Below are 25,676 nucleotides of genomic sequence, written 5' to 3' on the forward strand. Positions count from 1 at the left end.
CCGGCAAGCTAGCCACTTTCATCCAATGAACAGGGATCAACCGTGCCGACTCCGCCTCCAGTCTCCCCGTTGGCCGCGAACATGGGCGACAGTCCGGCGCCCTTGTACGCCCGCGTCAAACAGATGATCACCCAGCAGATCGACAGCGGAAACTGGCCGCCGCACTACCGCGTGCCGTCCGAGAGCGAGCTGGTCAATCAACTCGGTTTCAGCCGCATGACCATCAACCGCGCATTGCGTGAGATGACCGCCGACGGTCTGTTGGTACGCATGCAAGGCGTCGGTACGTTCGTCGCCGAACCGAAGAGCCAGTCCGCGTTGTTCGAAGTGCATAACATTGCCGACGAAATCGCCTCCCGGGGCCATCGCCATACCTGCCAGGTCATTACCCTCGAAGAAGAGGCCGCCGGTTCCGAGCGCGCGCTGGCGCTGGACATGCGTGAAGGGCAGAAGGTGTTTCATTCGCTGATCGTGCATTACGAAAACGACATTGCGGTGCAAATCGAAGACCGTTTCGTCAACGCACTGGTCGCCCCGGAATACCTCAAGCAAGACTTCACCCTGCAAACGCCTTACGCCTATCTCAACCAGGTCGCGCCGCTGACTGAAGGTGAGCATGTGGTTGAAGCGATCCTTGCCGAGCCTTCCGAATGCAAGTTGCTGCAGATTGAAAAAGGCGAGCCCTGCCTGTTGATTCGTCGCCGCACCTGGTCAGGGCGTCAGCCGGTGACGGCGGCGCGATTGATTCACCCGGGTTCCCGTCATCGTCTCGAAGGGCGCTTTCACAAATGAATGGTTTAAAGGTTTTACGCGCCGAAGGCTACCCGCGCATGCCGTGGAAAAACGGCGGCGGCAGCACTGAGGAAATCACCCGCGACGCGGGCGCCGGTCTGGATGGTTTTGGCTGGCGCCTGTCGATTGCCGACATTGCCGAGTCGGGCGGTTTCTCGACATTCGCAGGCTATCAGCGAGTGATTACGGTGTTGCAGGGTGACGGCATGACCCTGTGCGTCGATGGCGACGACACTCGGCCGCTGTTACCGCTCGACCCGTTCGCCTTCAGCGGCGAAAGCCAGGTTTCATGCACGCTGCTGGGCGGCGTCATTCGCGACTTCAATCTGATCTACGCGCCGCAGCGTTACAGCGCGCGGTTGCAGTGGCTGGACGGCGAGCAGCGGTTCTTCAGTTCGGCGAAGACGCTGCTGGTGTTCAGTGTCAGTGAGCTGCTGCAAGTGCAGGCCGGTGACAGCGTTTCACAGTTGGGACGCCATGACTGTCTGCAACTGGACGGTAACGTTGGGTTGGTCGAAGTTTCAACCAATGCCGCTTGCTGCGTTATTGAGCTCACTTCGCGCTGACTGATCGTTCTCGCGCAGAGCGTGGGAACGATCCCGAATCTTGTTTCCATCCACGCACCAACTTGTTACCGAACGCCCCAGCGTGGCGCAAAGCCACGCTCCTTTAACAAAACCCTATCCGAACAAAATCCCCCTGCGAAAAATTTCATCCACGCCAGAACCCTCGATTCAGGCGCTCTCCAGCCCTGTCCGCATTTTTTCTTGAGCGCGTCTCCAACAAGTTGGCCGCTTGATTGCATATGCTTGTATGTACAAGTAAAGACGTATGCGTATGAGTCGGTCGAGACTCTCCGCAGCGTCCACTGATTCGCTTGTCGCGCATCGATGCGCGCAGGCTGCTTGCCCACTGCCAGGGTTGGTTTGAATTGATCGCTGAGGAGTCTCTTTCGTGACTGACAACAAAATGACTAAGTTTCGCGACGTCGAAATCCGTGCATCGCGCGGCAACAAGCTGACCGCCAAAAGCTGGCTGACCGAAGCGCCGCTGCGCATGCTGATGAACAACCTTGACCCGGAAGTCGCCGAGAACCCGAAAGAGCTGGTGGTTTACGGTGGCATCGGTCGCGCCGCGCGTAACTGGGAATGCTACGACAAGATCGTTGAAAGCCTGACCAACCTGAACGACGACGAGACCCTGCTGGTGCAATCTGGCAAGCCGGTCGGCGTGTTCAAGACCCACAGCAACGCACCGCGCGTACTGATCGCCAACTCCAATCTGGTGCCACACTGGGCAAGCTGGGAGCACTTCAACGAACTCGACGCCAAAGGCCTGGCCATGTACGGCCAGATGACCGCCGGCAGCTGGATCTACATCGGCAGCCAGGGCATCGTTCAAGGCACCTACGAAACCTTCGTCGAAGCCGGTCGCCAGCACTACGACGACAACCTTACCGGCAAGTGGGTCCTGACTGCCGGCCTCGGTGGCATGGGCGGCGCACAACCTTTGGCGGCAACCCTGGCTGGCGCGTGCTCGCTGAACATCGAATGCCAGCAAGTGAGCATCGATTTCCGCCTGAAAAGCCGCTATGTCGACGAGCAAGCCAAGGACCTCGACGACGCCCTGGCGCGCATCGACAAATACACCAAGGAAGGCAAAGCGATTTCCATCGCCCTGCTCGGTAACGCCGCAGAAATTCTGCCGGAACTGGTCAAGCGCGGCGTGCGCCCGGACATGGTCACCGACCAGACCAGCGCCCACGACCCGCTCAACGGTTACCTGCCAGCCGGCTGGACCTGGGACGAATACCGCGCCCGCGCCAAGACCGAACCGGCCGCTGTGATCAAAGCCGCCAAGCAGTCGATGGCCGTACACGTCAAAGCCATGCTGGAATTCCAGAAGCAAGGCATTCCGACCTTCGACTACGGCAACAACATCCGTCAGATGGCCCAAGAAGAGGGCGTCGAAAACGCGTTCGATTTCCCAGGCTTCGTACCGGCCTATATCCGTCCATTGTTCTGCCGTGGCATCGGCCCGTTCCGTTGGGCGGCACTGTCGGGCGATCCGCAAGACATCTACAAAACCGACGCCAAGGTCAAAGAGCTGATCCCGGACGACGCGCACCTGCACAACTGGCTGGACATGGCCCGCGAGCGCATCAGCTTCCAGGGTCTGCCGGCGCGTATCTGCTGGGTCGGTCTGGGCCTGCGCGCCAAGCTCGGTCTGGCGTTCAACGAAATGGTGCGCAGTGGTGAGCTGTCGGCGCCAATCGTGATCGGTCGCGATCACCTCGACTCCGGCTCGGTCGCCAGCCCGAACCGTGAAACCGAATCGATGCAGGACGGCTCCGACGCCGTGTCCGACTGGCCACTGCTCAACGCGTTGCTGAACACCGCGAGCGGCGCGACCTGGGTTTCCCTGCACCACGGCGGCGGCGTCGGCATGGGCTTCTCGCAGCACTCGGGCATGGTGATTGTCTGCGACGGTACGGACGAAGCGGCCGAGCGCATTGCGCGCGTCCTGCACAACGACCCGGCCACCGGCGTCATGCGCCACGCCGATGCCGGCTACCAGATCGCCATCGATTGCGCCAAGGAACAGGGCCTGAACCTGCCGATGATTACCGGCAAATAAAAGCCGATCTGTGGGAAATGCTTTTGGGTGGGAGTGGGCTTGCTCACGAATGCGTTGGATCAGGCAGCACATGCTTTCGAATGTGCTGACCCCTTCGCGAGCAAGCCCGCTCCCACCAAAAGCAGCCCACGCAAGGCGCTCAGTGAACCCGAATAACAATCCACAGAGGTTGAATCATGGCTGTCACCACCGATCGTGCAGGCAACAAACCGTTGATCGAGAGGCGTTCGATCGACTACATCCCGGAAGCGGAAAGACACGGTCGTCTGTTCAGCCAGTTCACCCTGTGGATGGGTGCCAATCTGCAGATCACCGCAATCGTCACTGGGGCCCTGGCCGTGGTGCTGGGGGGTGATGTGTTCTGGTCGTTGATCGGTCTGCTGATCGGTCAATTGCTGGGTGGTGGCGTGATGGCGCTGCACGCGGCGCAAGGTCCGAAACTGGGCTTGCCGCAAATGATCTCCAGCCGCGTGCAGTTCGGCGTTTACGGCGCGGCCATTCCGATAGTGCTGGTGTGCCTGATGTACCTGGGGTTCACCGCAACGGGCACGGTACTGTCCGGCCAGGCGCTGGGTCAGCTGTTTAATGTCAGCGACAGCGTCGGCATCCTGATTTTTGCCAGTGTCATCGTGTTGGTGACGGTGCTCGGCTATCGCGTGATTCATTGGATCGGTCGCGTTGCCAGCGTCATTGGCGTGATTGCCTTCGTGTTCCTGTTCTGGCGCCTGATGAGTCAGACCGACGTCGGCGCACTTCTGCAAATCCGTCATTTCAGCTGGAGCAGCTTCCTCCTCGCGGTGTCGCTCGCGGCCTCCTGGCAGATCGCGTTCGGCCCATACGTGGCTGACTATTCCCGTTACCTGCCAAGCAACACCTCGGCGGTAAAAACTTTCTTCGCTGCCGGTGCCGGCTCAGTGGTCGGTGCGCAAGTGGCGATGATTCTCGGCGTGTTCGCGGCGGCTTCGGCCAACGGTCAATTCGCCGGTCATGAAGTGGCCTATATCGTCGGTCTGGGCGGCACCGGTGCCACCGCTGCGTTGCTGTATTTCAGCATCGCGTTCGGCAAGGTGACCATCTCGACGCTGAACTCCTACGGCAGCTTCATGTGCATCGCCACCATCATCAGCGGCTTCAAAGGTCATCTGACCGTTACGCGCCTGCAGCGTCTGGTGTTCGTGCTGGTGATCGTCGGCGCAGCGACCCTCATCGCACTGCTCGGGCAGCACTCGTTCCTCGGTGCGTTCAAGTCGTTCATCCTGTTCCTGCTCGCCTTCTTCACCCCGTGGAGCGCGATCAACCTGGTGGATTACTACTGCATCACCCGTGAGCGTTATGACGTGCCAGCGCTGGCCGATCCGAACGGTCGCTACGGGCGCTGGAACCTGCTGGGGATCAGCGTTTATGTGTTCGGCGTGCTGGTGCAGTTGCCGTTCATCTCGACCAAGTTCTACACCGGTCCGCTGGTGGCCGCCCTCGGTGACGTGGATATTTCCTGGATCATCGGTCTGGTGCTGCCGGCTGCCGTTTACTACGTGTGCGCAAAAAAATGGCACAGCGCGGTACCCGATCAGCTGATTCTGCCGGTCGAGCAGAACAGCGTTGTACAACCTAAAACAAGCGGGGCCGGTCGCGCTGCGGCACAGGCCTGATTTGGACGTAGACAGGGCTGGATGCCTCTTGACTGCCGTAAGCCAATTCATGATTAGGAGCGTCACAACAATGAAATCGAACAAGACCCTGCTGACCACTTTGCTGTCCATGGGCCTGTTGGCCGGTGCCGGTGCCACCCAGGCCGCCGGCTGGTGCGAATCGGGCAAACCGGTGAAATTCGCCGGCCTGAACTGGGAAAGCGGCATGCTGCTGACCGACGTGCTGCAAGTGGTGCTGGAGAAAGGCTACGACTGCAAGACCGACAGCCTGCCGGGCAACTCCATCACCATGGAAAACGCCCTGAGCAGCAACGATATTCAAGTGTTCGCCGAAGAATGGGTCGGCCGCAGCGAGGTCTGGAACAAGGCGGAGAAGGCCGGCAAGGTTGTCGGTGTCGGCGCTCCGGTCGTCGGCGCGGTGGAAGGCTGGTACGTGCCGCGCTACGTGATCGAAGGCGACGCCAAGCGCAAGCTTGAACCGAAAGCCCCGGACCTGAAAAACATTGCTGATCTGGGCAAATACGCCGCCGTGTTCAAGGACGCCGAAGAGCCGTCCAAGGGCCGCTTCTACAACTGCCCGGCCGGCTGGACCTGCGAACTCGATAATAGCGAAATGCTGAAAAGCTACGGCCTGGAAAGCAGCTACACCAACTTCCGTCCGGGTACAGGTCCAGCACTGGATGCGGCAGTGTTATCGAGCTACAAGCGTGGCGAGCCGATCCTGTTCTACTACTGGTCGCCAACGCCGCTGATGGGCCAGATCGACGCGGTCAAACTGGAAGAAAAACCGGGCGTCGACAAGACCGTCAGCATCAAGGTCGGCCTGTCGAAAACCTTCCACGACGAAGCTCCGGAACTGGTCGCCGTGCTGGAAAAGGTCAACCTGCCGATCGACCTGCTGAACCAGAACCTGGGCCGCATGGCCAAGGAACGTATCGAGTCGCCAAAACTGGCGAAAATCTTCCTCAAGGAACATCCTGAAGTCTGGCACGCGTGGGTCAGTGCAGACGCAGCCAGGAAAATCGACGCGGCGCTGTAGGTCGATACCTCCCGGTCAACCGCGAGGCTGGCCGGGAGATATGCCGTCAACGCTTGATTGAGATGTCTGATTGAGAGCCGCTTATGTTTCCCGAAAGCTTTACCTTTTCCATCGCCGACTGGGTCAACGGTTGGGTCGATTCGCTGGTCACCAACTACGGTGATGTGTTCCGCCAAATCTCCGACACCCTGCTGTGGGCCATCGTCAACCTTGAAGGCCTGCTGCGTGCGGCGCCGTGGTGGTTGATGCTGGCCATCGTCGGTGTGGTCGCCTGGCACGCGACACGTAAAGTGGCAACCACGGCGGTCATCGTCGGTTTGCTGTTCCTCGTTGGCGCGGTCGGCCTGTGGGACAAACTCATGCAGACGCTGGCGCTGATGATGGTCGCGACGATCATTTCGGTGCTGATCGGCATTCCGTTGGGGATTCTCTCGGCGCGCAGCAATCGCCTGCGTTCGGTGCTGATGCCACTGCTCGACATCATGCAGACCATGCCAAGCTTCGTGTACCTGATCCCGGTGCTGATGCTGTTTGGTCTGGGCAAGGTGCCGGCGATTTTCGCCACCGTGATCTACGCCGCGCCGCCGCTGATTCGCCTGACCGATCTGGGCATCCGTCAGGTCGACGGCGAAGTGATGGAAGCGATCAACGCCTTCGGCGCCAACCGCTGGCAGCAACTGTTCGGCGTGCAACTGCCGCTGGCGCTGCCGAGCATCATGGCCGGGATCAACCAGACCACCATGATGGCCCTGTCGATGGTGGTAATCGCCTCGATGATCGGCGCCCGTGGCCTGGGGGAAGATGTGCTGGTGGGGATTCAGACCCTCAATGTCGGACGTGGCCTCGAAGCCGGTCTGGCGATCGTGATTCTCGCAGTGGTCATCGACCGCATTACTCAGGCGTATGGTCGGCCACGGCATGAGGTGAACAAATGAGCAACGCAACCGTGAGCAAGATCGAAGTCAAAAACGTCTTCAAGATTTTCGGCAACCGCGCCAAGGATGCCCTGGCCATGGTGGGTCAGGGCAAGACCAAGGATCAGGTGCTGAGCGAAACCGGTTGCGTGGTCGGGGTCAACGACCTGTCGCTGAGCATCGGCACCGGCGAGATTTTCGTGATCATGGGCCTCTCCGGCTCAGGCAAATCGACGCTGGTGCGCCACTTCAATCGGCTGATCGACCCGACCAGTGGCGCGATCCTCGTCGACGGCGTGGACATCCTGCAATACGACATGGACGCCCTGCGCGAATTTCGCCGGCACAAGATCAGCATGGTATTTCAGAGCTTCGGCCTGCTGCCGCACAAGACCGTGCTCGACAACGTCGCCTACGGCTTGAAAGTGCGCGGCGAGAGCAAGCAGATGTGCTCGGAACGCGCGCTGCACTGGATCAACACCGTAGGCCTGAAGGGCTACGAAAACAAATACCCGCACCAGCTCTCGGGCGGCATGCGCCAGCGTGTCGGCCTGGCCCGCGCCCTGGCGGCAGACACCGACATCATCCTCATGGACGAGGCGTTCAGTGCCCTCGATCCGCTGATCCGCGCCGAGATGCAGGACCAGTTGCTGGAACTGCAAAAGACTTTGCACAAGACCATCGTCTTCATCACCCACGACCTGGATGAGGCGGTGCGCATCGGCAACCGCATTGCAATTCTCAAGGATGGGCGATTGATTCAGGTCGGCACGCCGCGCGAGATTCTGCATTCGCCGGCGGATGAGTACGTAGACCGGTTCGTGCAGCGGCGGGCGGCGGTGGTTTAAGCAGTTTTGTGTTGGCTGGGCTGGCCTCATCGCGAGCAGGCTCGCTCCCACAGGAGACTGCATTCCAATGTGGGAGCGAGCCTGCTCGCGAAGGCGGCGTCACAGCTGCATCAATGTTCGGATGAGGTTAATGATGTCCCAGGCTGAAAAAATCGTTATCACAGGCCGCCCTCTGCGTTGGCAGGACGTGGTCGCCGTCGCTCGTCACGGCGCGCCACTTGAGCTGTCGAGCGACACCTGGGCGCGCATTGAAAACGCGCAAGGCATCGTCCAGCGCATCGTCGAAAGCGGCGAGCGTGCCTATGGCGTCAACACCGGTCTGGGCGGTTTGTCCAACGTCTCGCTGCAAGACGAACAGCTCAGCCAGCTCTCGCGCAACACCTTGCTCAGCCATGCCTGCGGCGTGGGCCCGGTACTCGCCGACGAGCAGACCCGCGCGATCATCTGCGCCGCCATTCACAACTACAGCCAAGGCAAATCCGGCATCCACCGGCGTGTTGTCGAAGCGCTGCTGGCGCTGCTCAATCGCGGTATCACCCCGCAAGTGCCGGCGCAAGGTTCGGTGGGTTACCTGACGCACATGGCGCACATTGGCATCGCGCTGCTCGGCGTCGGTAATGTCAGCTATCGCGGGCAGATTATTTGCGCACAACAGGCGTTGGCCGAGGAAGGTCTTGAGCCAGTGCAACTCGGCGCGAAAGACGGCTTGTGCCTGGTCAACGGCACGCCGTGCATGACCGGCCTGAGCTGTCTGGCAATTGCTGACGCAACACGGCTGGTGCAATGGGCCGACGTCATTGGCGCAATGAGTTTTGAAGCACAGCGCGGTCAGATCGATGCCTTCGACGCCGAGATCATCGCGCTGAAACCGCACCCCGGCATGCAGCAGGTGGGCGTCAATCTGCGCGCGATGCTCGACGGTAGCGAAGTGATCGCGTCGAGCAAAGGCATTCGCACCCAGGATGCGCTGAGCATCCGTTCGATCCCGCAAGTGCACGGCGCTGCACGCGATCAACTGGAACATGCGATCAAACAGGTCGAAGCCGAACTCAACGGCTGCACCGATAACCCGCTGTTGCTCGGCACGCCGGACAACTTCCGGGTGATGTCGCAGGCCAACCCGCATGGTCAATCGGTGGCGATGGCGGCGGACCTGCTGGCGATTGCCATGGCCGAAATCGGCTCGATTGCCGAGCGTCGCCTCGACCGTCTGGTGAACCCGCATGTCAGTGGCCTGCCAGCATTTCTGGTGGCCAATCCGGGGGTGAACTCCGGGATGATGATCGTGCAATACGTCGCCGCGTCGCTGTGTGCGGAAAACCGCCAATTGGCGCAACCGGCGGTGCTCGACAACTACATCACCTCGGGCTTGCAGGAAGACCATCTGAGCATGGGCACCAACGCCGCGCTGAAGCTGCATCGCGCCCTGGAAAACTGCACCCAGATCCTCGCCATCGAATATCTGCTGGCGGCGCAGGCCTTTGAATTCCTCAAGGAACAACGCTTCGGCGCGGGTACCGATGTCGCCTGGCGACTGCTGCGTGAAACAGTTCCGGCCTACGATCAGGATCGCTGGCTGGCCCCGGACATTGCCGCTGCCGCGAGCGTGTTGAAAAAACCGAATCTGCCGCACCACGTTCTACCGAATTTGCACTGACCAATACCCATACCAGCGTGCCAAGGCGCGGATCGTCCAAAAGACGAGAGGCGACGGATAACGGAATGCTCCGGAGCGACTGGTAGTTAATAACAAACTCTCAAAAGGAGCATTTTAATGACTGCGCTGAACCTGATTCCCGGCCAACTGACGCTGGCCCAACTGCGTGATGTCTACCAGCACCCGGTCAAGTTGAGCCTCGACGACAGTGCCTCGGCACAGATCGAAGCCAGCGTCGCCTGCGTCGAGCAGATCCTCGCCGAAAACCGCACCGCCTACGGCATCAATACCGGTTTCGGCCTGCTGGCCTCGACGCGTATCGCCAGCGAAGACCTGGAAAACCTCCAGCGTTCGCTGGTGCTGTCCCACGCCGCCGGCGTGGGACAGCCGATCAGCGATGAGCTGGTGCGGCTGATCATGGTGCTCAAGGTCAACAGCCTCAGCCGTGGGTTTTCCGGCATTCGCCGCGTGGTCATCGATGCGCTGATCGCGCTGATCAACGCCGAGGTTTATCCGCACATTCCGCTGAAAGGTTCGGTGGGCGCGTCGGGCGATCTGGCGCCGTTGGCGCACATGTCGCTGGTGCTGCTGGGCGAGGGCAAGGCGCGCCACAAGGGTGAGTGGATGGACGCCACCGAAGCGCTGAAAATCGCCGGTCTGACGCCGCTGACTTTAGCGGCTAAAGAAGGTCTGGCGCTGCTCAACGGCACTCAGGTTTCCACCGCGTTCGCGCTGCGTGGTTTGTTCGAAGGTGAAGATCTGTTTGCCGGTGCCCTCGCGCTCGGCGGTCTGACGGTTGAAGCGGTGTTGGGGTCGCGCTCGCCGTTCGACGCCCGCATCCACGCGGCGCGCGGCCAGAAAGGTCAGATCGACGCCGCCGCCGCTTATCGTGACCTGCTGGGTGAGCGCAGCGAAATCTGCGACTCGCACCAGAACTGCGAGAAAGTGCAGGACCCTTACTCGCTGCGCTGCCAGCCGCAAGTCATGGGCGCTTGCCTGACCCAGTTCCGTCAGGCCGCTGAAGTGCTGGCCGTCGAGGCTAACGCGGTGTCCGATAACCCGCTGGTCTTCGCCGCTGAAGGCGACGTGATTTCCGGCGGTAATTTCCACGCCGAACCGGTGGCCATGGCTGCTGACAACATGGCGCTCGCCATCGCCGAAATCGGCTCGCTGAGCGAACGTCGCATCTCGCTGATGATGGACAAGCACATGTCGCAACTGCCGCCGTTCCTCGTCGCCAATGGCGGGGTGAACTCCGGCTTCATGATCGCTCAGGTGACGGCTGCGGCACTTGCCAGTGAAAACAAGGCGCTGTCCCATCCGCATTCGGTGGACAGTCTGCCGACTTCGGCCAACCAGGAAGACCACGTGTCGATGGCCCCGGCGGCTGGCAAGCGTCTGTGGGAAATGGCCGAAAACACCCGCGGGATTCTCGCTGTGGAATGGCTGGCAGCGGTGCAGGGGCTGGATCTGCGCAACGGTCTGAAGACCTCGGCGAAACTGGAGCAGGCGCGGGCGATTCTGCGCAAGGAAGTGCCGTTCTATGAGAAGGACCGCTTCTTTGCGCCGGACATCAATGCGGCGACCGAGCTGTTGGCTTCGCGATGCCTGACCGGGCTGGTTCCGGCCAGTCTTTTGCCTAGCCTGTAAGGGCCTCTTCGCGAGCAAGCCCGCTCCCACCTGTTGAACGCAACCTCCTGTGGGAGCGGGCTTGCTCGCGAATCGATTTTGAACAAGACGAGGACTTGGGATGAAAACCCTCTGGCAACACTGCCACGTCGCAACCATGGCGCAAGGCGTCTACTCGATCATCGAGGATGCGGCCATCGTGACGTCCGGTGCGCACATCGACTGGATCGGCCCGCGCAATCAGTTACCGTCCGGCGAGTACCCGGCGGTCAATGACCTGCAAGGCGCGTGGGTCACCCCCGGCCTGATCGACTGCCACACCCACACGGTGTTCGGCGGCAACCGCAGCGGCGAGTTCGAAAAACGCCTGCAAGGCGTCAGCTATGCGCAGATCGCAGCCGCCGGCGGCGGCATCGCCAGCACCGTGCGCGCGACGCGCGAAGCCACTGAAGACGAGCTGTTCGCCAGCGCGGCCAAACGCTTGAAAAGCCTGATGCGTGACGGCGTGACCACGGTCGAAATGAAGTCCGGTTACGGTCTCGATCTGGCTAACGAGCGCAAGATCCTCCGTGTCATCCGGCGCCTGCAGAAAGAACTGCCGATCAGCGTACGCAGCACCTGCCTCGCCGCTCACGCGTTGCCGCCGGAATACAAGGATCGCGCTGACGATTACATCGATCTGATCTGCACAGAGATGCTCCCCGCGCTGGCTGCCGAAGGGCTGGTCGACGCCGTAGATGCTTTCTGCGAGTACCTGGCATTCTCGCCGGAGCAGGTCGAACGCGTGTTCATCGCCGCGCAAAAACTCGGCCTGCCAGTGAAGTTGCACGCCGAACAACTGTCGTCGCTGCATGGCTCCAGTCTCGCCGCTCGCTACAAGGCGCTGTCCGCCGATCATCTGGAATTCATGGACGAGGCCGATGCCATCGCCATGGCCGAAGCGGACACCGTCGCGGTGCTGCTGCCAGGTGCGTTTTACTTCCTGCGTGAGACCCAGTTGCCGCCGATGGACGCCCTGCGCAAGCACAAGGTGAAGATTGCCATCGCCAGCGACCTCAACCCCGGCACCTCGCCGGCGCTGTCGTTGCGTTTGATGTTGAACATGGCCTGCACCTGTTTCCGCATGACCCCGGAAGAAGCCCTGGCCGGGGCGACCATTCACGCTGCGCAAGCGCTGGGCCTGGCCGATTCCCATGGTTCGCTGGAGGTCGGCAAGGTCGCGGATTTCGTTGCCTGGCACATTGATCGTCCGGCGGATCTGGCTTATTGGCTCGGTGGTGATCTGGACAAACGCGTCGTGCGTCACGGCGTCGAATCAAGTCTGTAGGAGTGCGATTGTGGATAGGGTTCTGAACTTCAAACAAGGTCGCGTGCCGCTGCTGATCAGCATGCCGCACGCCGGTGTGCGCCTGACACCTGCGGTGGAAGCCGGGTTGATCGCCGACGCGAAAAGTCTGCCGGACACCGACTGGCACATTCCTCAGCTGTACGACTTCGCCGAAGAACTGGGCGCCAGTACCCTGGCTGCCGAGTATTCGCGTTTTGTTATCGACCTGAATCGTCCGTCTGACGACAAACCGCTGTACGCCGGCGCTACCACGGGGCTGTACCCGGCGACGCTGTTTGATGGCATTCCGTTGTTCCGCGAAGGGCACGAGCCGTCGAAAGAAGAACGCGCGACGTATCTTGAGCAAATCTGGACGCCGTACCACCGCACGCTTCAAGAAGAGCTGGCACGACTGAAAGCCGAGTTCGGTTACGCGCTGCTGTTCGATGCGCACTCGATCCGCTCGATCATCCCGCACCTGTTCGACGGCAAACTGCCGGACTTCAACCTCGGCACCTTCAACGGCGCCAGTTGTGATCCTCAATTGGCCACGCACCTGGAAGCCATCTGCGCGCGTCATGGCGAGTACAGCCATGTGCTCAACGGTCGCTTCAAGGGCGGCCACATCACCCGCCATTACGGCAACCCGGCGGGGAACATCCACGCCGTGCAACTGGAGTTGTGCCAGAGCACCTACATGGAAGAGTTCGAACCGTTCCGCTATCGCGCCGATCTGGCCGAGCCGACGCAGGTGGTGCTCAAAGAGTTGCTGCAAGGCTATCTGGCCTGGGCAAAGGCTTACTACACCGCATAACCCCTGTGGGAGCGAGCCTGCTCGCGAAGGCGTCAGGTCAGCCAACACCTGCGTTAAATGACAGAGCGCTTTCGCGAACAGACTCGCTCCCACAGCGGGTATGTGTTTTTGCAGGTCATGCGTGCTGGCCGCGTCGCCGCTGTGCAAATCCCGCTCGCCACAGTCCATTTTTCTCGGCTACCGGAAACCAGCGATGGGGAGACCAACGGCAAATTGCCGGGCGTCGACCGCGCACTTTCAGCGGTGCCAGTTGCGAATATGGCGGAGTCGACGCGGGCGCTTGAGACATTTGCGGCAGTGTTTGTTGGCTCGGGGCCGCTCTCCTGGGAAAAGAGATCGACCGTCAGGAGCTCGAATACACTTCGGCTTCAAGGTGATGAATAGTGAATGAACCTTTGATTTTGAACGTGTGATTACCAGGTGTACCAGCGTTGAAGTCGAACGTCCCGATGGCAGACTCACCGTTTTGCACAATTGAGTAGTTGATTTCTCCACCCTCCTGGCCAGGAAGTTCCCAGGCGGCATCGACGTTGTCGTCAGCATCATCCGGACTGTCGGTCAGTATGTAATAGCTGGCACTGTTTGCACGGACCTCCGGCAATACCAATGGCGGGTGAAGTGTGGTGGGACCGCGCGCGGGGCTCTTTTCGAGGTAGAACTGAATTGTGTTGATCTGCTTTGACCCGGTATCGCTATTAACTGTGTCCTCGAAGCCTTTGATAACCAGGTATCGGGCGCCTCCACGGGTAATGATGTCGTGCATTCTGACGCGGTTGGCGTGAAAGGTTTTCTCGCCATCTGGGCATTGAATAGTGGCCTCGAAGGTGCCAGTCGAATTATTTTCTGCAGCCATGATTGCGCTCCTTGGAGTGAGTTATTCGGCCTTGCGGTCAGCCGTCATGGTTTAAATCACCGCAGGCTTATTGAATGTCAGTGCCGTAGAGAGGGCTACTGTCATAATTGACAGGTCTTTATTCTTTTTCGCGATTGTTGCGCACATTTGTTCGAGCACTTTCAGCGGTTGTGCTGTTTGGGGGCGAAAGGCAGCGCAACGCTTGGAAGCCGACAGAGAGTCTTGCGCAAGCACAACGATAAAGGGTGCTGACTCATGGCTGACAAATTGCGGCAGCGGACAGGCATGCTCATTGACGTAAATCGGGTTTATGATGCCCAACGGCAGAATAATAGAAGTCCCCCCAGGGATGACCTCGACCCCTTACGGAGCGCGCAATGCAGACTTTGTTTCCGCAGATCAAACCTCACGCCCGGCACGATCTGGCTGTCGATGACACCCATACGCTGTATGTCGACGAAAGCGGTTCACCGGAGGGTTTGCCGGTTGTGTTCATCCATGGCGGCCCCGGGGCCGGTTGCGACGCGCAGAGCCGTCGATATTTCGATCCGAACCTGTATCGCATTGTCACCTTCGACCAGCGCGGTTGCGGACGCTCCACCCCGCACGCCAGCCTGGAAAACAACACTACCTGGGATCTGGTCGCCGACCTCGAGCGCATCCGCAAGCACCTGGGCATTGAAAAATGGGTGCTGTTTGGTGGTTCGTGGGGGTCGACCCTGGCTCTGGCCTACGCACAGACTCACCCCGAACGCGTTCACGGTCTGATCCTGCGCGGGATCTTTCTCTGCCGTGCGCAGGAAATCGAATGGTTCTACCAGGCTGGCGCCAGCCGCCTGTTCCCCGACTACTGGCAGGACTACATCGCACCGATCCCGCTGGACGAGCGCGACGACCTGCTCAGCGCTTTCCACAAGCGCCTGACCGGCAACGATCAGATCGCCCAGATGCACGCGGCCAAGGCCTGGTCGACCTGGGAAGGGCGCACCGCGACCCTGCGACCGAACCCGCTGGTGGTCGACCGTTTCTCCGAACCGCAGCGCGCACTGTCGATCGCGCGAATCGAATGCCATTACTTCACCAACAATGCCTTCCTTGAACCGAACCAGCTGATTCGCGACATGGGCAAGATTGCCCATCTGCCGGGGGTGATCATCCACGGGCGCTACGACGTGATCTGCCCGCTCGACAATGCCTGGGAATTGCATCAAGCCTGGCCGAACAGCGAACTGCAGGTCATTCGCGACGCAGGCCACGCGGCGTCCGAACCGGGCATCACCGATGCACTGGTGCGCGCCGCAGGCAACATGGCCCGGCGCCTGCTCGACCTGCCGCCCGAAGAAGCATGAAGGGGCTTTTACAGCGCGTAAGGAATGCGCGGGTTGAAGTCGCGGGTGACGTCGTCGGCGCGGTGGATCAGGGTTTGCTCGTGCTGGTAGCGGTCGAACCCGACGACACGCGCGCCAGCGCCGACAAACTTCTGCATAAGCTGCTTAACTATCGGGTATTCAGTGACTCCGAGGGCAAGATGAATTTGTCCTTGGCGGATGTGGCTGGCGGGTTGCTGCTGGTCTCTCAATTCACCCTGGCTGCCGACACCAAAAGCGGGCTGCGACCGAGTTTCTCGTCAGCGGCTCCTCCGGCGCTTGGAGAGGAATTGTTTGACTATCTATTAAACAAAGCGAAACAGATGCATGGCACTGTGGCATCAGGTAGATTCGGCGCGGATATGCAGGTGCACCTGGTCAACGATGGCCCGGTAACCTTCCTGTTACAGACGTGAAAGCGCTTGAAACATCTTTTAAAGGGCTTTTCGACTGAAAACAGGGGTTTTTCGCGATAAATACTTTGTTACCCCTGATGCGTTGTCACGCGGGCTACTAGATAATCGCGCGCTATGGGGATCAGCGTTCGTTGGTCCATTTTGACTTAGGTAGAGACTTGTCTGGATCCGATTGGGGAATCATTTTGCCCCAGTGGAGTCGGAACAATGCTCGCCAACCTGGCATATAGATAGCTGGCCGTTGGTTTTTTGATCTGTTTTCGGCGAGGGTTGCTCGTGATTGTTAGTCCCTGTAATGCAGCAAAATTGTCTGCCAAACGCATGCGAAGTGCCTTGGTAGCGGGTTCGGCGCTCCTGTGCCTGCTCAGCGCCGGCCAGCTTTGGGCGTTCAATCTTGACGATGTATCGGCGAAGGCTAAGGAACTGGCCGGGCAGAAATTCGAAGCCCCGCGCAGCAACCTGCCGAACGAATTCCGTGACATGAAATTCGCGGATTATCAGAAAATTCGCTTCCTCACCGAAAAGGCTGAGTGGGCCGATCAGAAGACCCCGTTCAAACTGTCTTTCTATCACCAGGGTATGCACTTCGATACACCGGTGAAAATCAACGAAATCACGGCGAGCACCGTCGAAGAGATCAAATATGATCCGACCCGCTTCGATTTCGGCGACCTGAAATTCGATCCGAAAGCCACAGAGCAACTGGGGTACGCGGGTTTCCGTGTGCTGTACCCGATCAACAAGGCCGACAAGCAAGACGAAATCATGACCATGCTCGGCGCGAGTTATTTCCGCGTTGTCGGCAAGGGCCACACCTACGGCCTCTCGGCCCGTGGTCTGGCGATTGATACCGCGCTGCCGTCGGGTGAAGAATTCCCGCGTTTCCGCGAATTCTGGATTCAGCAGCCGAAGCCGGGCGACAAGCACCTGGTGATCTTCGCGCTGCTGGATTCGCCACGCGCTACAGGTGCCTACCGTCTGATCCTGCGTCCGGGCAGCGACACCATTGTCGACGTCAAAGCGCAGATGTTCCTGCGTGACAAGGTCGGCAAACTGGGCATCGCACCGCTGACCAGCATGTTCCTGTTCGGCGCCAACCAGCCGTCGAAAGTCCTCAACTACCGTCGTGAACTGCACGACTCCAGCGGTCTGTCGATCCATGCCGGCAACGGCGAGTGGATCTGGCGTCCGCTGAACAACCCGAAACACCTGGCCGTGAGCAACTTCAGCGTCGAGAACCCGCGTGGTTTCGGTCTGCTGCAACGTGGTCGCGACTTCAGCCACTACGAAGACCTCGACGACCGCTACGACAAGCGCCCAAGCGCCTGGATCGAGCCGAAGGGCGAGTGGGGCAAAGGCACAGTTGATCTGGTAGAAATTCCGACTGCCGACGAAACCAACGACAACATCGTTGCGTTCTGGAGCCCGGAAAAAATGCCGGAGCCAGGCCAGCCGCTGGACTTCGCGTACCGCATGCACTGGACCATAGACGAAGCGGCGCTTCACGCGCCGGACAGCGCCTGGGTCGAGCAGACGCTACGTTCGACCGGTGACGTCAAGCAATCGAACCTGATTCGTCAGCCGGATGGCAGCGTGGCCTACCTGGTCGACTTCCAGGGCCCATCGCTCGCCGCTCTGGCGCCGGATGCCGACGTTCGCAGTCAGGTCAGTATTGGCGACAACGCTGAACTGGTTGAAAACAACGTGCGCTATAACCCGGAAACCAAAGGCTGGCGCTTGACCCTGCGGATGAAAATCAAGGACCCGAGCAAGTCGACCGAGTTGCGTGCCGCCCTGGTGCAGCCAATCGTCACGGCTGATCTGGCCAAGTCTGCGGTGCCGGCGTCCAATTCGTCCGTCGCCAAGGCCGACAAGGTTGCCGCCAGGCAACAAGAGAAAGCCGACAAGGAAGCCAAGGCAGCCGAGGCCAAACAGGCCGACGTCAAGCCAGCCGCAGATGCCAAGGACAAGGCCAACAAAGACGCCAAGCAGCCAGCTGCTGCCGAGGCGGCCCCAGCCACACCGGAATCGGCACCGACTGAAGAAGTCCTGACCGAGACCTGGAGCTATCAGTTGCCTGCCGATGAGTAACTCTCAAGTACAGCCAGAGACTCTGTCCGAGTATCTGGCGCATCTGCCGATGACCGACGAGCAGCGCGCGGAACTCGCGGGCTGCCAGTCGTTCAGCGAGTTGCATGAACGCCTGTCGTCCTCGACATTCGACGCCCCTGCCGAGGCCGCCCAGGCTTCGGTGGGCAAGCGCCTGACGCTGAGCACTGCCGAAGAACTCGAAGACGCGGAAATGCTGGTGCTCGACGCCAGCGGTCGCGTCAGCATGAAGGCAACGCCACCGATCCGTCGGACCAAAGTCGTACCGGAGCCGTGGCGCACCAATATTCTGGTGCGTGGCTGGCGCCGTCTGACCGGTCGCACCAACCCGCCGCAGCCGCCGAAAGACGAGAACGTCCTGCCGGCGGCGCGCTGGCGTACCGTCGGGTCGATCCGCCGCTACATTCTGTTGCTGCTGATGCTCGGCCAGACCATCGTCGCCGGCTGGTACATGAAAGGCATCATGCCGTACCAGGGCTGGTCGTTCGTCGATCTCGAAGAAGTCCTGCACCAGCCGCTGCTGCAAACCGCCACGCAAGTGCTGCCGTATGCGCTGCAAACCAGCATCCTGATTCTGTTCGGGATTCTGTTCTGCTGGGTGTCGGCCGGTTTCTGGACCGCACTGATGGGCTTCCTTGAGTTGCTCACCGGTCACGACAAGTACCGTATCTCCGGAAAAAGCGCCGGTAACGAGCCGATTCCGAAAGATGCGCGCACCGCACTGGTAATGCCGATCTGCAACGAAGACGTGCCGCGTGTTTTCGCTGGTCTGCGGGCGACGTTCGAGTCGGTCGCGGCCACCGGTGATCTGGATCGCTTCGACTTCTTCGTCCTCAGCGACAGTAACGACACCGACATCTGCGTCGCCGAGCAGCAGGCCTGGCTGGACGTCTGCCGCGAAGCCAAAGGCTTCGGCAAAATCTTCTACCGTCGCCGTCGCCGTCGTGTAAAACGCAAGAGCGGCAACCTCGACGACTTCTGCCGTCGTTGGGGCGGTGATTACAAGTACATGGTCGTGCTTGACGCCGACTCGGTGATGAGCGGTGAATGCCTGACCAGTCTGGTGCGCTTGATGGAAGCCACGCCGGACGCCGGGATCATCCAGACCGCGCCGCGTGCGTCGGGCATGGACACCCTGTATGCGCGCATGCAGCAGTTCGCCACCCGCGTCTACGGCCCGCTGTTTACCGCCGGTCTGCACTTCTGGCAGCTGGGTGAATCCCACTACTGGGGTCACAACGCGATCATCCGCATGAAGCCGTTCATCGACCACTGCGCCCTGGCGCCGTTGCCGGGCAAAGGTGCATTCTCCGGTGCGATCCTGTCCCACGACTTCGTTGAAGCTGCGCTGATGCGCCGTGCCGGTTGGGGCGTGTGGATCGCCTACGACCTGCCGGGCAGCTACGAAGAACTGCCGCCAAACCTGCTCGACGAACTCAAGCGTGACCGTCGCTGGTGCCACGGTAACCTGATGAACTTCCGTCTGTTTCTGGTCAAAGGCATGCACCCGGTGCACCGCGCGGTGTTCCTGACGGGCGTGATGTCGTACCTGTCGGCGCCGTTGTGGTTCTTCTTCCTGGTGTTGTCGACCGCGCTGCTGGCGGTGAACACGCTGATGGAGCCGCAGTATTTCCTTGAGCCGCGTCAGCTCTATCCGCTGTGGCCACAATGGCATCCGGACAAGGCAATCGCGCTGTTCTCGACGACCATCGTGTTGCTGTTCCTGCCGAAACTGTTGAGCATCATCCTGATCTGGGCCAAGGGCGCGAAAGAGTTCGGCGGCAAGTTCAAGGTGACCCTGTCGATGCTGCTGGAGATGCTGTTCTCCATGCTGCTGGCGCCGGTGCGGATGATTTTCCACACCCGTTTCGTCCTCGCCGCGTTCCTCGGCTGGGCCGCGACCTGGAACTCGCCGCAACGTGATGACGACTCGACACCATGGAGCGAAGCGGTCAAACGCCACGGCCCGCAAACCCTGCTGGGCTTCTGCTGGGCGCTGCTGGTGATCTGGCTGAACCCGAGCTTCCTCTGGTGGCTGGTGCCAATTGTCGGTTCGCTGATGTTGTCGATTCCGGTGTCGGTGATTTCCAGCCGCGTCGGTCTGGGCCTGAAGTCCCGTGACGAGAGCCTGTTCCTCATTCCCGAGGAATACAATCCGCCACAGGCCTTGCTGGCGACCGATCAGTACACCCACGAAAATCGTTACCACGCCCTGAACGACGGCTTCGTCCGCGCGGTGGTCGATCCACAGCAAAACGCTTTGGCGTGCTCGCTGGCGACCTCACGCCATGGTCAGGCCGAGCCGATCGAGTGGCTGCGTCAGGAGCGTGTGCGTCACGCGATCAAGGTTGGCCCGGCCGGGCTGAACAACCATGATCGCCTGCAACTGCTGAGTGACCCGGTCGCCTTGGCCCGTCTGCATGAGCAGGTCTGGGCCGAAGGTCATGCCGAGTGGCTGGATGCATGGAGGGCTTCGGTTAAAGCCGATCCCCATGCGCCACTGTTGCCGCTGCGACCGGTAAGCCTGCAGGCGCAACCGGCCTGATAAAGAAACCCCGCTAGCCAGCGGGGTTTTTTTATGGCGCTGAAAAGCCCCTCACCCTAACCCTCTCCCAGAGGAAGAGGGGACCGACCGGGTTGGATGTTCGAGTTACACCGACCTGAGATATCGAGTCGAACTCAAGTTTTGAATATTCCCCGATCTGCTCCCTTTCCCCCTCGCCCCCTTGGGGGAGAGGGTTGGGGTGAGGGGGTAGCTCTTGATTGTCAAACAAATCGCCCATTAAACCTTGTGCAAAAAAACGAGTGCGTTAGCATCCGTCCCCGAATTGGCGCACCCGGGCTTTTTGCTCGCCTCTGTTGGTTTGCGCGCCGCACACGCAATGGTTTTGGGGACTTGAAGATGAAGAAGTATCTGTCGATGCTGCTGGTCGGCGTCACGGCACTGGTTGCAGTCAATGCGGCGCAGGCTGGCGCAATTGATGACGCGGTCAAGCGCGGCACGCTGAAAGTCGGCATGGACCCGACCTACATGCCGTTCGAAATGACCAACAAACGCGGCGAGATCATCGGCTTTGAAGTCGACCTCCTCAAAGCCATGACCAAGGCCATGGGCGTCAAGCTGGAACTGGTTTCCACCGGTTACGACGGCATCATCCCGGCGCTGATGACCGACAAATTCGACATGATCGGCAGCGGCATGACCCTGACCCAGGAGCGCAATCTGCGCCTGAACTTCAGCGAACCGTTCATCGTTGTCGGCCAGACCCTGCTGATCCGCAAGGAACTGGAAGGCACCATCAAGTCTTACAAAGACCTGAACACCGCCGACTACCGCATCACCTCCAAGCTCGGCACCACCGGCGAAATGGTCGCCAGGAAGCTGATCTCCAAAGCCACGTACCACGGCTACGACAACGAGCAGGAAGCCGTGCTCGACGTGGTCAACGGCAAGGCTGACGCCTTCATCTACGATGCGCCGTACAACGTTGTCGCGTTGAACAAGGTCGGCGCCGGCAAACTGCTGTTCCTCGACAAGCCGTTCACCTTCGAGCCACTGGCCTTCGGTCTGAAGAAAGGCGATTACGACAGCCTCAACTTCATCAACAACTTCCTGCACCAGATCCGTGAAGACGGCACCTACGATCGCATCCATGACAAGTGGTTCAAGAGCACCGAGTGGCTCAAGGACATGGAATAACGCCGGTCTGCCAGACCGCGTTGCCCCATTCGCGAGCAAGCTCGCTCCCACAGTGATTATGTGAACACCACAAATCCACTGTGGGAGCGAGCTTGCTCGCGAAGAGGCCCTCCAGAGCAACACAAAATCCGGAACCTGCAATGAAACAGAAAAAAGCCCAATGGCCCTGGCACGTCCTCACCGTGCTGGTGCTGGTCGGCCTGGCGGGCGCGTTGTATTACGCGACGTCGCTGATGTCCTACGAATGGCGCTGGAACCGTGTGCCGCAGTACTTCGCCTATCAGGCCGAAGAAACACAACGCGCCACCGACATTTCCACCGTCACCGAACTGGTACGCGAGGGCAGCAGCGCGCGAGTCACTTTGCGCAATGACGCCGGTGACGAGCAGCATCTGACGGTCGACGAGAACAGCCTGCAGTTCGCCCAGGGCGACGATGTGGCTGAAGGCGACGTCGTGGGTGTAACCCGGCATTGGGCGGCAGGACCGCTGTTGTGGGGGCTGTGGACAACGCTTTGGCTGTCGGTGGTGTCCGGCGTACTCGGTCTGTTGATCGGTCTGGTCACAGGGCTGTGCCGTCTGTCGAACAACCCGACCCTGCGCGACCTCTCGACGATCTACGTCGAACTGGTGCGTGGTACGCCGCTGCTGGTGCAGATCTTCATTTTCTACTTCTTCATCGGCACGGTGATGAACCTGTCCCGCGAGTTCGCCGGGATCGCCGCGCTGTCGCTGTTCACTGGCGCTTACGTGGCCGAGATCATCCGCTCCGGCGTGCAGTCGATTGCCCGTGGTCAGAACGAAGCGGCGCGTTCGCTCGGCTTGAGCGCTGGCCAGTCGATGCGTCACGTGGTGCTGCCGCAAGCGTTCAAACGCGTGCTGCCGCCACTGGCCGGGCAGTTCATCAGTCTGGTCAAGGACACCTCTCTGGTGTCAGTGATTGCGATTACCGAGCTGTTGAAAAGCGGCCGTGAAGTCATCACCACGTCGTTCTCGCCGTTCGAAATCCTGTTCTGCGTCGCCGGCCTGTACCTGTTGATCAACCTGCCGCTGTCGAAAGTCGCCAGCCGGCTTGAGCGGAGGCTCGCGCAAAGTGATTGAAGTCCGCGATCTGGTAAAAGTCTTCGACACCCGTGGGCAAGTGGTGCGCGCGGTGGATAACGTCAGCACCCAAGTCGCCAAGGGTGAAGTGCTGGTGGTGATCGGCCCGTCGGGTTCCGGCAAGTCGACGTTCCTGCGCTGCCTCAATGGCCTGGAAGAGTTCGATTCCGGCTCGGTGAGCATCGACGGTCTGCAACTGGCCGACCCGAAAACCGACGTCAACGCCTACCGCCGCGAAGTCGGCATGGTCTTCCAGCATTTCAACCTGTTCCCGCACATGACCGTGCTGGAAAACCTCTGTCTGGCGCAGAAAGTCGTGCGCAAGCGCGGCAAGAAAGAGCGCGAAGCCAAGGCGATGGAGTTGCTGAAAAAGGTCGGGATTGCGCAGAAGGCCAACGAGTTTCCGTCACGCTTGTCCGGCGGTCAGCAACAGCGGGTGGCAATTGCCCGGGCATTGGCGATGGAACCGAAGGTGATGCTATTTGACGAGCCGACCTCGGCCCTCGACCCGGAAATGGTCGGCGAAGTGCTGGACGTGATGAAGAACCTGGCGGTGGAAGGCATGACCATGGTTTGCGTCACCCACGAAATGGGTTTCGCCCGGGAAGTGGCGGATCGGGTGTTGTTCTTCGATCACGGCAAATTGCTGGAAGATGCGGCGCCAGCGGAGTTCTTTGATGCGCCGAAAGATCCGCGTGCCCAGGCCTTCTTGCGTCAGGTTCTTTAATTTCAGCGTCTGATCTACCGCTTTCGCGAGCAAGCCCGCTCCCACAATTGACCGAGTTGTCCAAGCGGACGAGGTTCAATGTGGGAGCGGGCTTGCTCGCGAAGGCATCACCTCGATTCCGAATGAACCGGGGTTTGCGGCTCACCTCAAACCTTGAAGCGCCCCACCAGCATCTGCAAATGCGTCCCCAGGCGCGCCAGTTCAACGCTGGACGCTGCCGTCTCTTCACTCGCTGCCGACGTCTGGTCCGACACATCCCGCACATTCAGCACGCTACGGTTGATCTCTTCAGCCACCGCGCTCTGCTGTTCGGCAGCCGCGGCGATCTGCTGGTTCATCGCCTGAATCGCCGACACGGTGCGGGTGATGCTTTCCAGCGAGCCGCCGGCACGACGGGTCAGCTCTACGCTGCTGTCGGTCAGGGTGCGGCTGTTGTCCATGATCGTCGAGACTTGCTGGGTGCCGTTTTGCAGGCCGACGATCAGTTCTTCGATCTCTTCGGTGGACTTCTGCGTGCGCTGTGCAAGGCTGCGTACTTCATCGGCAACCACCGCGAAACCACGTCCGGCTTCCCCGGCACGCGCAGCTTCGATAGCGGCGTTGAGCGCCAGCAGGTTGGTTTGCTGGGCGACGGATTTGATCACGTCGAGCACGCTGCCGATCTTGTCGCTTTCGCGCTTGAGTTCGCCCATGGCTTCGGTGGAGTGACCGACTTCAACGGCCAGACGCTCGATCTGTGCAATCGCTTCGCCCACCACTTTGTCGCCTTCTCGAGCCTGTTGGTCGGCGGCGACGGCCGCTTCCGAGGCTTCCTCGGCGTTACGCGCGACTTCCTGCACGGTAGCGGCCATTTCGTTCATGGCGGTGGCCACTTGATCGGTCTCGATCTTCTGATTGTTGACGCCGGCGCTGGTCTGCTCGGTAACGGCTGACAGTTCTTCGGCAGCGCTGGCGATCTGGGTGACGCCATCGCTGATCCCGCCCACCAGTTCGCGCAGGCCTTGGGTCATGCTCTGCATCGAGCGCTGCAGTTGGCCGAGTTCGTCACGGCGCAGGGAGACCAGGTTGTGGGTCAGGTCGCCCGCCGCCACGCGTTCGGCGACTTTCAGGGTTTGGGTCAGTGGAATGATGATTTGCCGAGTGATCGCCCAGGCGGCAATCAAGCCGAAGGCCAATGCCAGCACCGTGGCAATCAGCAGCATGTTTTTGGCGTGTGCGGCGTCAGTGTCCCGAACCACAGTCTGGGATTCAGTGAGCTTCTTGCTGACGGCGATCAGAATGTCGCCCTGCGCCGCCATGCTGGCCAGCGCTGCGGCGTTCTTCACCTGTGAATCACGGAACTGGCTGACCGCGGCGCGGTAAGCCTTGAGCGAGTCGGTGGCTTGTTGCAGGTTGGCAACGTGCTGTTCCGGCACCCGGGTCGGCAGGCTTTCGAGGTTTTTCAGGGCATTTTCGATGGCCGTCAGCGCCGGTTGTTCGGCGTCGGCCTTGCCGCTGTAGGTGTAGCCGCGCACTTGATAACGCGCTTGCTGCAGCAGTTTGCTCAGTTCGATCACGGCGTTGTATTGCGCAACGCTGTCGCCCTGCAGCAGGGCATTTTCGACTTCGCTGACCTTGGCCACGGCATTGTCCGCGTTTGCCCCCAGCTTGCTGCGCGCGTCCTCACGTTGCACGGTGGCCTGGGTCATTTCCCCAAACGCGCGTTTGTACTCGGCTACTGCTGCCAGTTGCTGGTCGACCATCGCCGCATCGGCGGGCTGTTCGATCATGTTGCGCGCCGATTGCAGGCCGCTTTCGAGTTTGGCCAGCAATTCATTGACCGCGCCCGGTCCCTGCTCGCCGCGACGCATGTCGTAATCCATGCGCGCCAGGCGCAGGTCCTTGGTCAGCTCGTTGAGGCTGGAGATAAAGCCGAGTTTGTCACCGCGGCTGATGATGCCGCTCATGCCCGTCCAGCCGGTGAAGGTGATCAACAGCGTCAGCAACAGCACCAGGCCGAAACCGATGCCCAGCTTGCGTTTGACGCTGACGTTTCCAAGACTCTCGGCTAACCAACGGTACATGCGACCACTCCCTTCGGACCACTAATTGGACTTAT

At 60.4% G+C, this 25,676-nt stretch carries 20 protein-coding genes and 1 pseudogene; 18 read left to right on the top strand and 3 right to left on the bottom strand.

The genetic code is table 11. From position 1 onward, the window contains the following. The first annotated feature begins 81 nt into the window (after positions 1-81). From hutC to hutG, 11 genes are all read left to right on the top strand, one after another. Complete coding sequence (gene hutC, locus AACY19_RS04275) at positions 82-792, top strand: histidine utilization repressor (RefSeq protein WP_339448889.1); 711 nt, start codon at positions 82-84, stop codon at positions 790-792. After that, a complete protein-coding gene (locus tag AACY19_RS04280; protein ID WP_339448256.1) occupies positions 789-1,358 on the top strand; it encodes a HutD/Ves family protein in 570 nt (189 codons plus the stop codon). The genes hutC and AACY19_RS04280 overlap by 4 nt, the downstream gene beginning before the upstream one ends. A 403-nt stretch (positions 1,359-1,761) precedes the next feature. Beyond that, positions 1,762-3,429 (top strand): urocanate hydratase, encoded by a 1,668-nt coding sequence (gene hutU, locus AACY19_RS04285; protein WP_339448258.1) that lies wholly within the window; start codon positions 1,762-1,764, stop codon positions 3,427-3,429. Positions 3,430-3,605: 176 nt separating this feature from the next. Further along, positions 3,606-5,078, top strand: coding sequence for a purine-cytosine permease family protein (locus tag AACY19_RS04290; protein ID WP_339448260.1), 1,473 nt, complete (start codon positions 3,606-3,608; stop codon positions 5,076-5,078). Positions 5,079-5,148: 70 nt separating this feature from the next. Further along, positions 5,149-6,117, top strand: coding sequence for an ABC transporter substrate-binding protein (locus AACY19_RS04295; protein ID WP_339448262.1), 969 nt, complete (start codon positions 5,149-5,151; stop codon positions 6,115-6,117). Between the two features lie 83 nt (positions 6,118-6,200). Beyond that, positions 6,201-7,052 (top strand): ABC transporter permease, encoded by an 852-nt coding sequence (locus AACY19_RS04300; RefSeq protein WP_339448264.1) that lies wholly within the window; start codon positions 6,201-6,203, stop codon positions 7,050-7,052. Then, the gene (locus AACY19_RS04305; protein ID WP_007909304.1) at positions 7,049-7,879 is read left to right on the top strand and encodes a quaternary amine ABC transporter ATP-binding protein; all 831 of its coding nucleotides are present in this window, start codon (positions 7,049-7,051) and stop codon (positions 7,877-7,879) included. The genes AACY19_RS04300 and AACY19_RS04305 overlap by 4 nt, the downstream gene beginning before the upstream one ends. A gap of 133 nt (positions 7,880-8,012) precedes the next feature. Next, a complete protein-coding gene (gene hutH, locus AACY19_RS04310) occupies positions 8,013-9,536 on the top strand; it encodes a histidine ammonia-lyase (protein WP_339448267.1) in 1,524 nt (507 codons plus the stop codon). Positions 9,537-9,653: 117 nt separating this feature from the next. Beyond that, the gene (hutH, locus tag AACY19_RS04315; protein WP_339448269.1) at positions 9,654-11,186 is read left to right on the top strand and encodes a histidine ammonia-lyase; all 1,533 of its coding nucleotides are present in this window, start codon (positions 9,654-9,656) and stop codon (positions 11,184-11,186) included. Between the two features lie 100 nt (positions 11,187-11,286). Further along, positions 11,287-12,492 (top strand): imidazolonepropionase, encoded by a 1,206-nt coding sequence (gene hutI / locus AACY19_RS04320; protein WP_339448271.1) that lies wholly within the window; start codon positions 11,287-11,289, stop codon positions 12,490-12,492. Positions 12,493-12,502: 10 nt separating this feature from the next. Then, entirely contained in the window at positions 12,503-13,306 is an 804-nt protein-coding gene (gene hutG / locus AACY19_RS04325; protein WP_339448273.1) for an N-formylglutamate deformylase, read from the top strand. Between the two features lie 343 nt (positions 13,307-13,649). On the opposite strand, the gene AACY19_RS04330 is transcribed toward hutG, so the two are convergent. Next, entirely contained in the window at positions 13,650-14,159 is a 510-nt protein-coding gene (locus tag AACY19_RS04330; protein ID WP_339448275.1) for a hypothetical protein, read from the bottom strand. Positions 14,160-14,536: 377 nt separating this feature from the next. On the opposite strand from AACY19_RS04330, the gene pip reads away from it, so the two are divergent. The 7 genes from pip (at position 14,537) to AACY19_RS04365 (ending at position 23,578) form a co-directional block, all read left to right on the top strand. Beyond that, positions 14,537-15,508 carry a prolyl aminopeptidase gene (pip, locus tag AACY19_RS04335; RefSeq protein ID WP_339448277.1) on the top strand — a complete coding sequence of 324 codons (972 nt, stop codon included), beginning with the start codon at positions 14,537-14,539 and terminating at the stop codon, positions 15,506-15,508. Continuing rightward, positions 15,505-15,942, top strand: coding sequence for a D-aminoacyl-tRNA deacylase (gene dtd, locus AACY19_RS04340; protein WP_339448279.1), 438 nt, complete (start codon positions 15,505-15,507; stop codon positions 15,940-15,942). Before pip ends, dtd begins: the two co-directional genes overlap by 4 nt. Before the next feature lie 321 nt (positions 15,943-16,263). Then, positions 16,264-18,033, top strand: coding sequence for a glucan biosynthesis protein G (locus AACY19_RS04345; protein WP_445262288.1), 1,770 nt, complete (start codon positions 16,264-16,266; stop codon positions 18,031-18,033). Beyond that, positions 18,026-20,596: a glucans biosynthesis glucosyltransferase MdoH gene (gene mdoH, locus AACY19_RS04350; RefSeq protein WP_339448283.1), complete on the top strand. Its 2,571-nt coding sequence runs from the start codon at positions 18,026-18,028 to the stop codon at positions 20,594-20,596. Before AACY19_RS04345 ends, mdoH begins: the two co-directional genes overlap by 8 nt. A gap of 357 nt (positions 20,597-20,953) precedes the next feature. Continuing rightward, the gene (locus AACY19_RS04355; RefSeq protein ID WP_339448285.1) at positions 20,954-21,751 is read left to right on the top strand and encodes a transporter substrate-binding domain-containing protein; all 798 of its coding nucleotides are present in this window, start codon (positions 20,954-20,956) and stop codon (positions 21,749-21,751) included. Positions 21,752-21,891: 140 nt separating this feature from the next. After that, positions 21,892-22,851 carry an amino acid ABC transporter permease gene (locus AACY19_RS04360; RefSeq protein WP_339448287.1) on the top strand — a complete coding sequence of 320 codons (960 nt, stop codon included), beginning with the start codon at positions 21,892-21,894 and terminating at the stop codon, positions 22,849-22,851. Next, a complete protein-coding gene (locus tag AACY19_RS04365; protein WP_339448289.1) occupies positions 22,844-23,578 on the top strand; it encodes an amino acid ABC transporter ATP-binding protein in 735 nt (244 codons plus the stop codon). The genes AACY19_RS04360 and AACY19_RS04365 overlap by 8 nt, the downstream gene beginning before the upstream one ends. Positions 23,579-23,724: 146 nt before the next feature. Here AACY19_RS04365 and AACY19_RS27820 read toward each other — a convergent pair whose 3' ends face one another. Continuing rightward, a complete protein-coding gene (locus AACY19_RS27820; protein ID WP_445262289.1) occupies positions 23,725-24,597 on the bottom strand; it encodes a methyl-accepting chemotaxis protein in 873 nt (290 codons plus the stop codon). Further along, positions 24,580-25,641, bottom strand: a pseudogene (locus AACY19_RS27825) (methyl-accepting chemotaxis protein); the annotation flags it as partial. The gene AACY19_RS27820 and the pseudogene AACY19_RS27825, both read right to left, overlap by 18 nt. Positions 25,642-25,676 lie beyond the last annotated feature (35 nt).

It is taken from the genome of Pseudomonas sp. EA_5y_Pfl2_R50, assembly GCF_963970475.1.
GTDB lineage: Bacteria > Pseudomonadota > Gammaproteobacteria > Pseudomonadales > Pseudomonadaceae > Aquipseudomonas.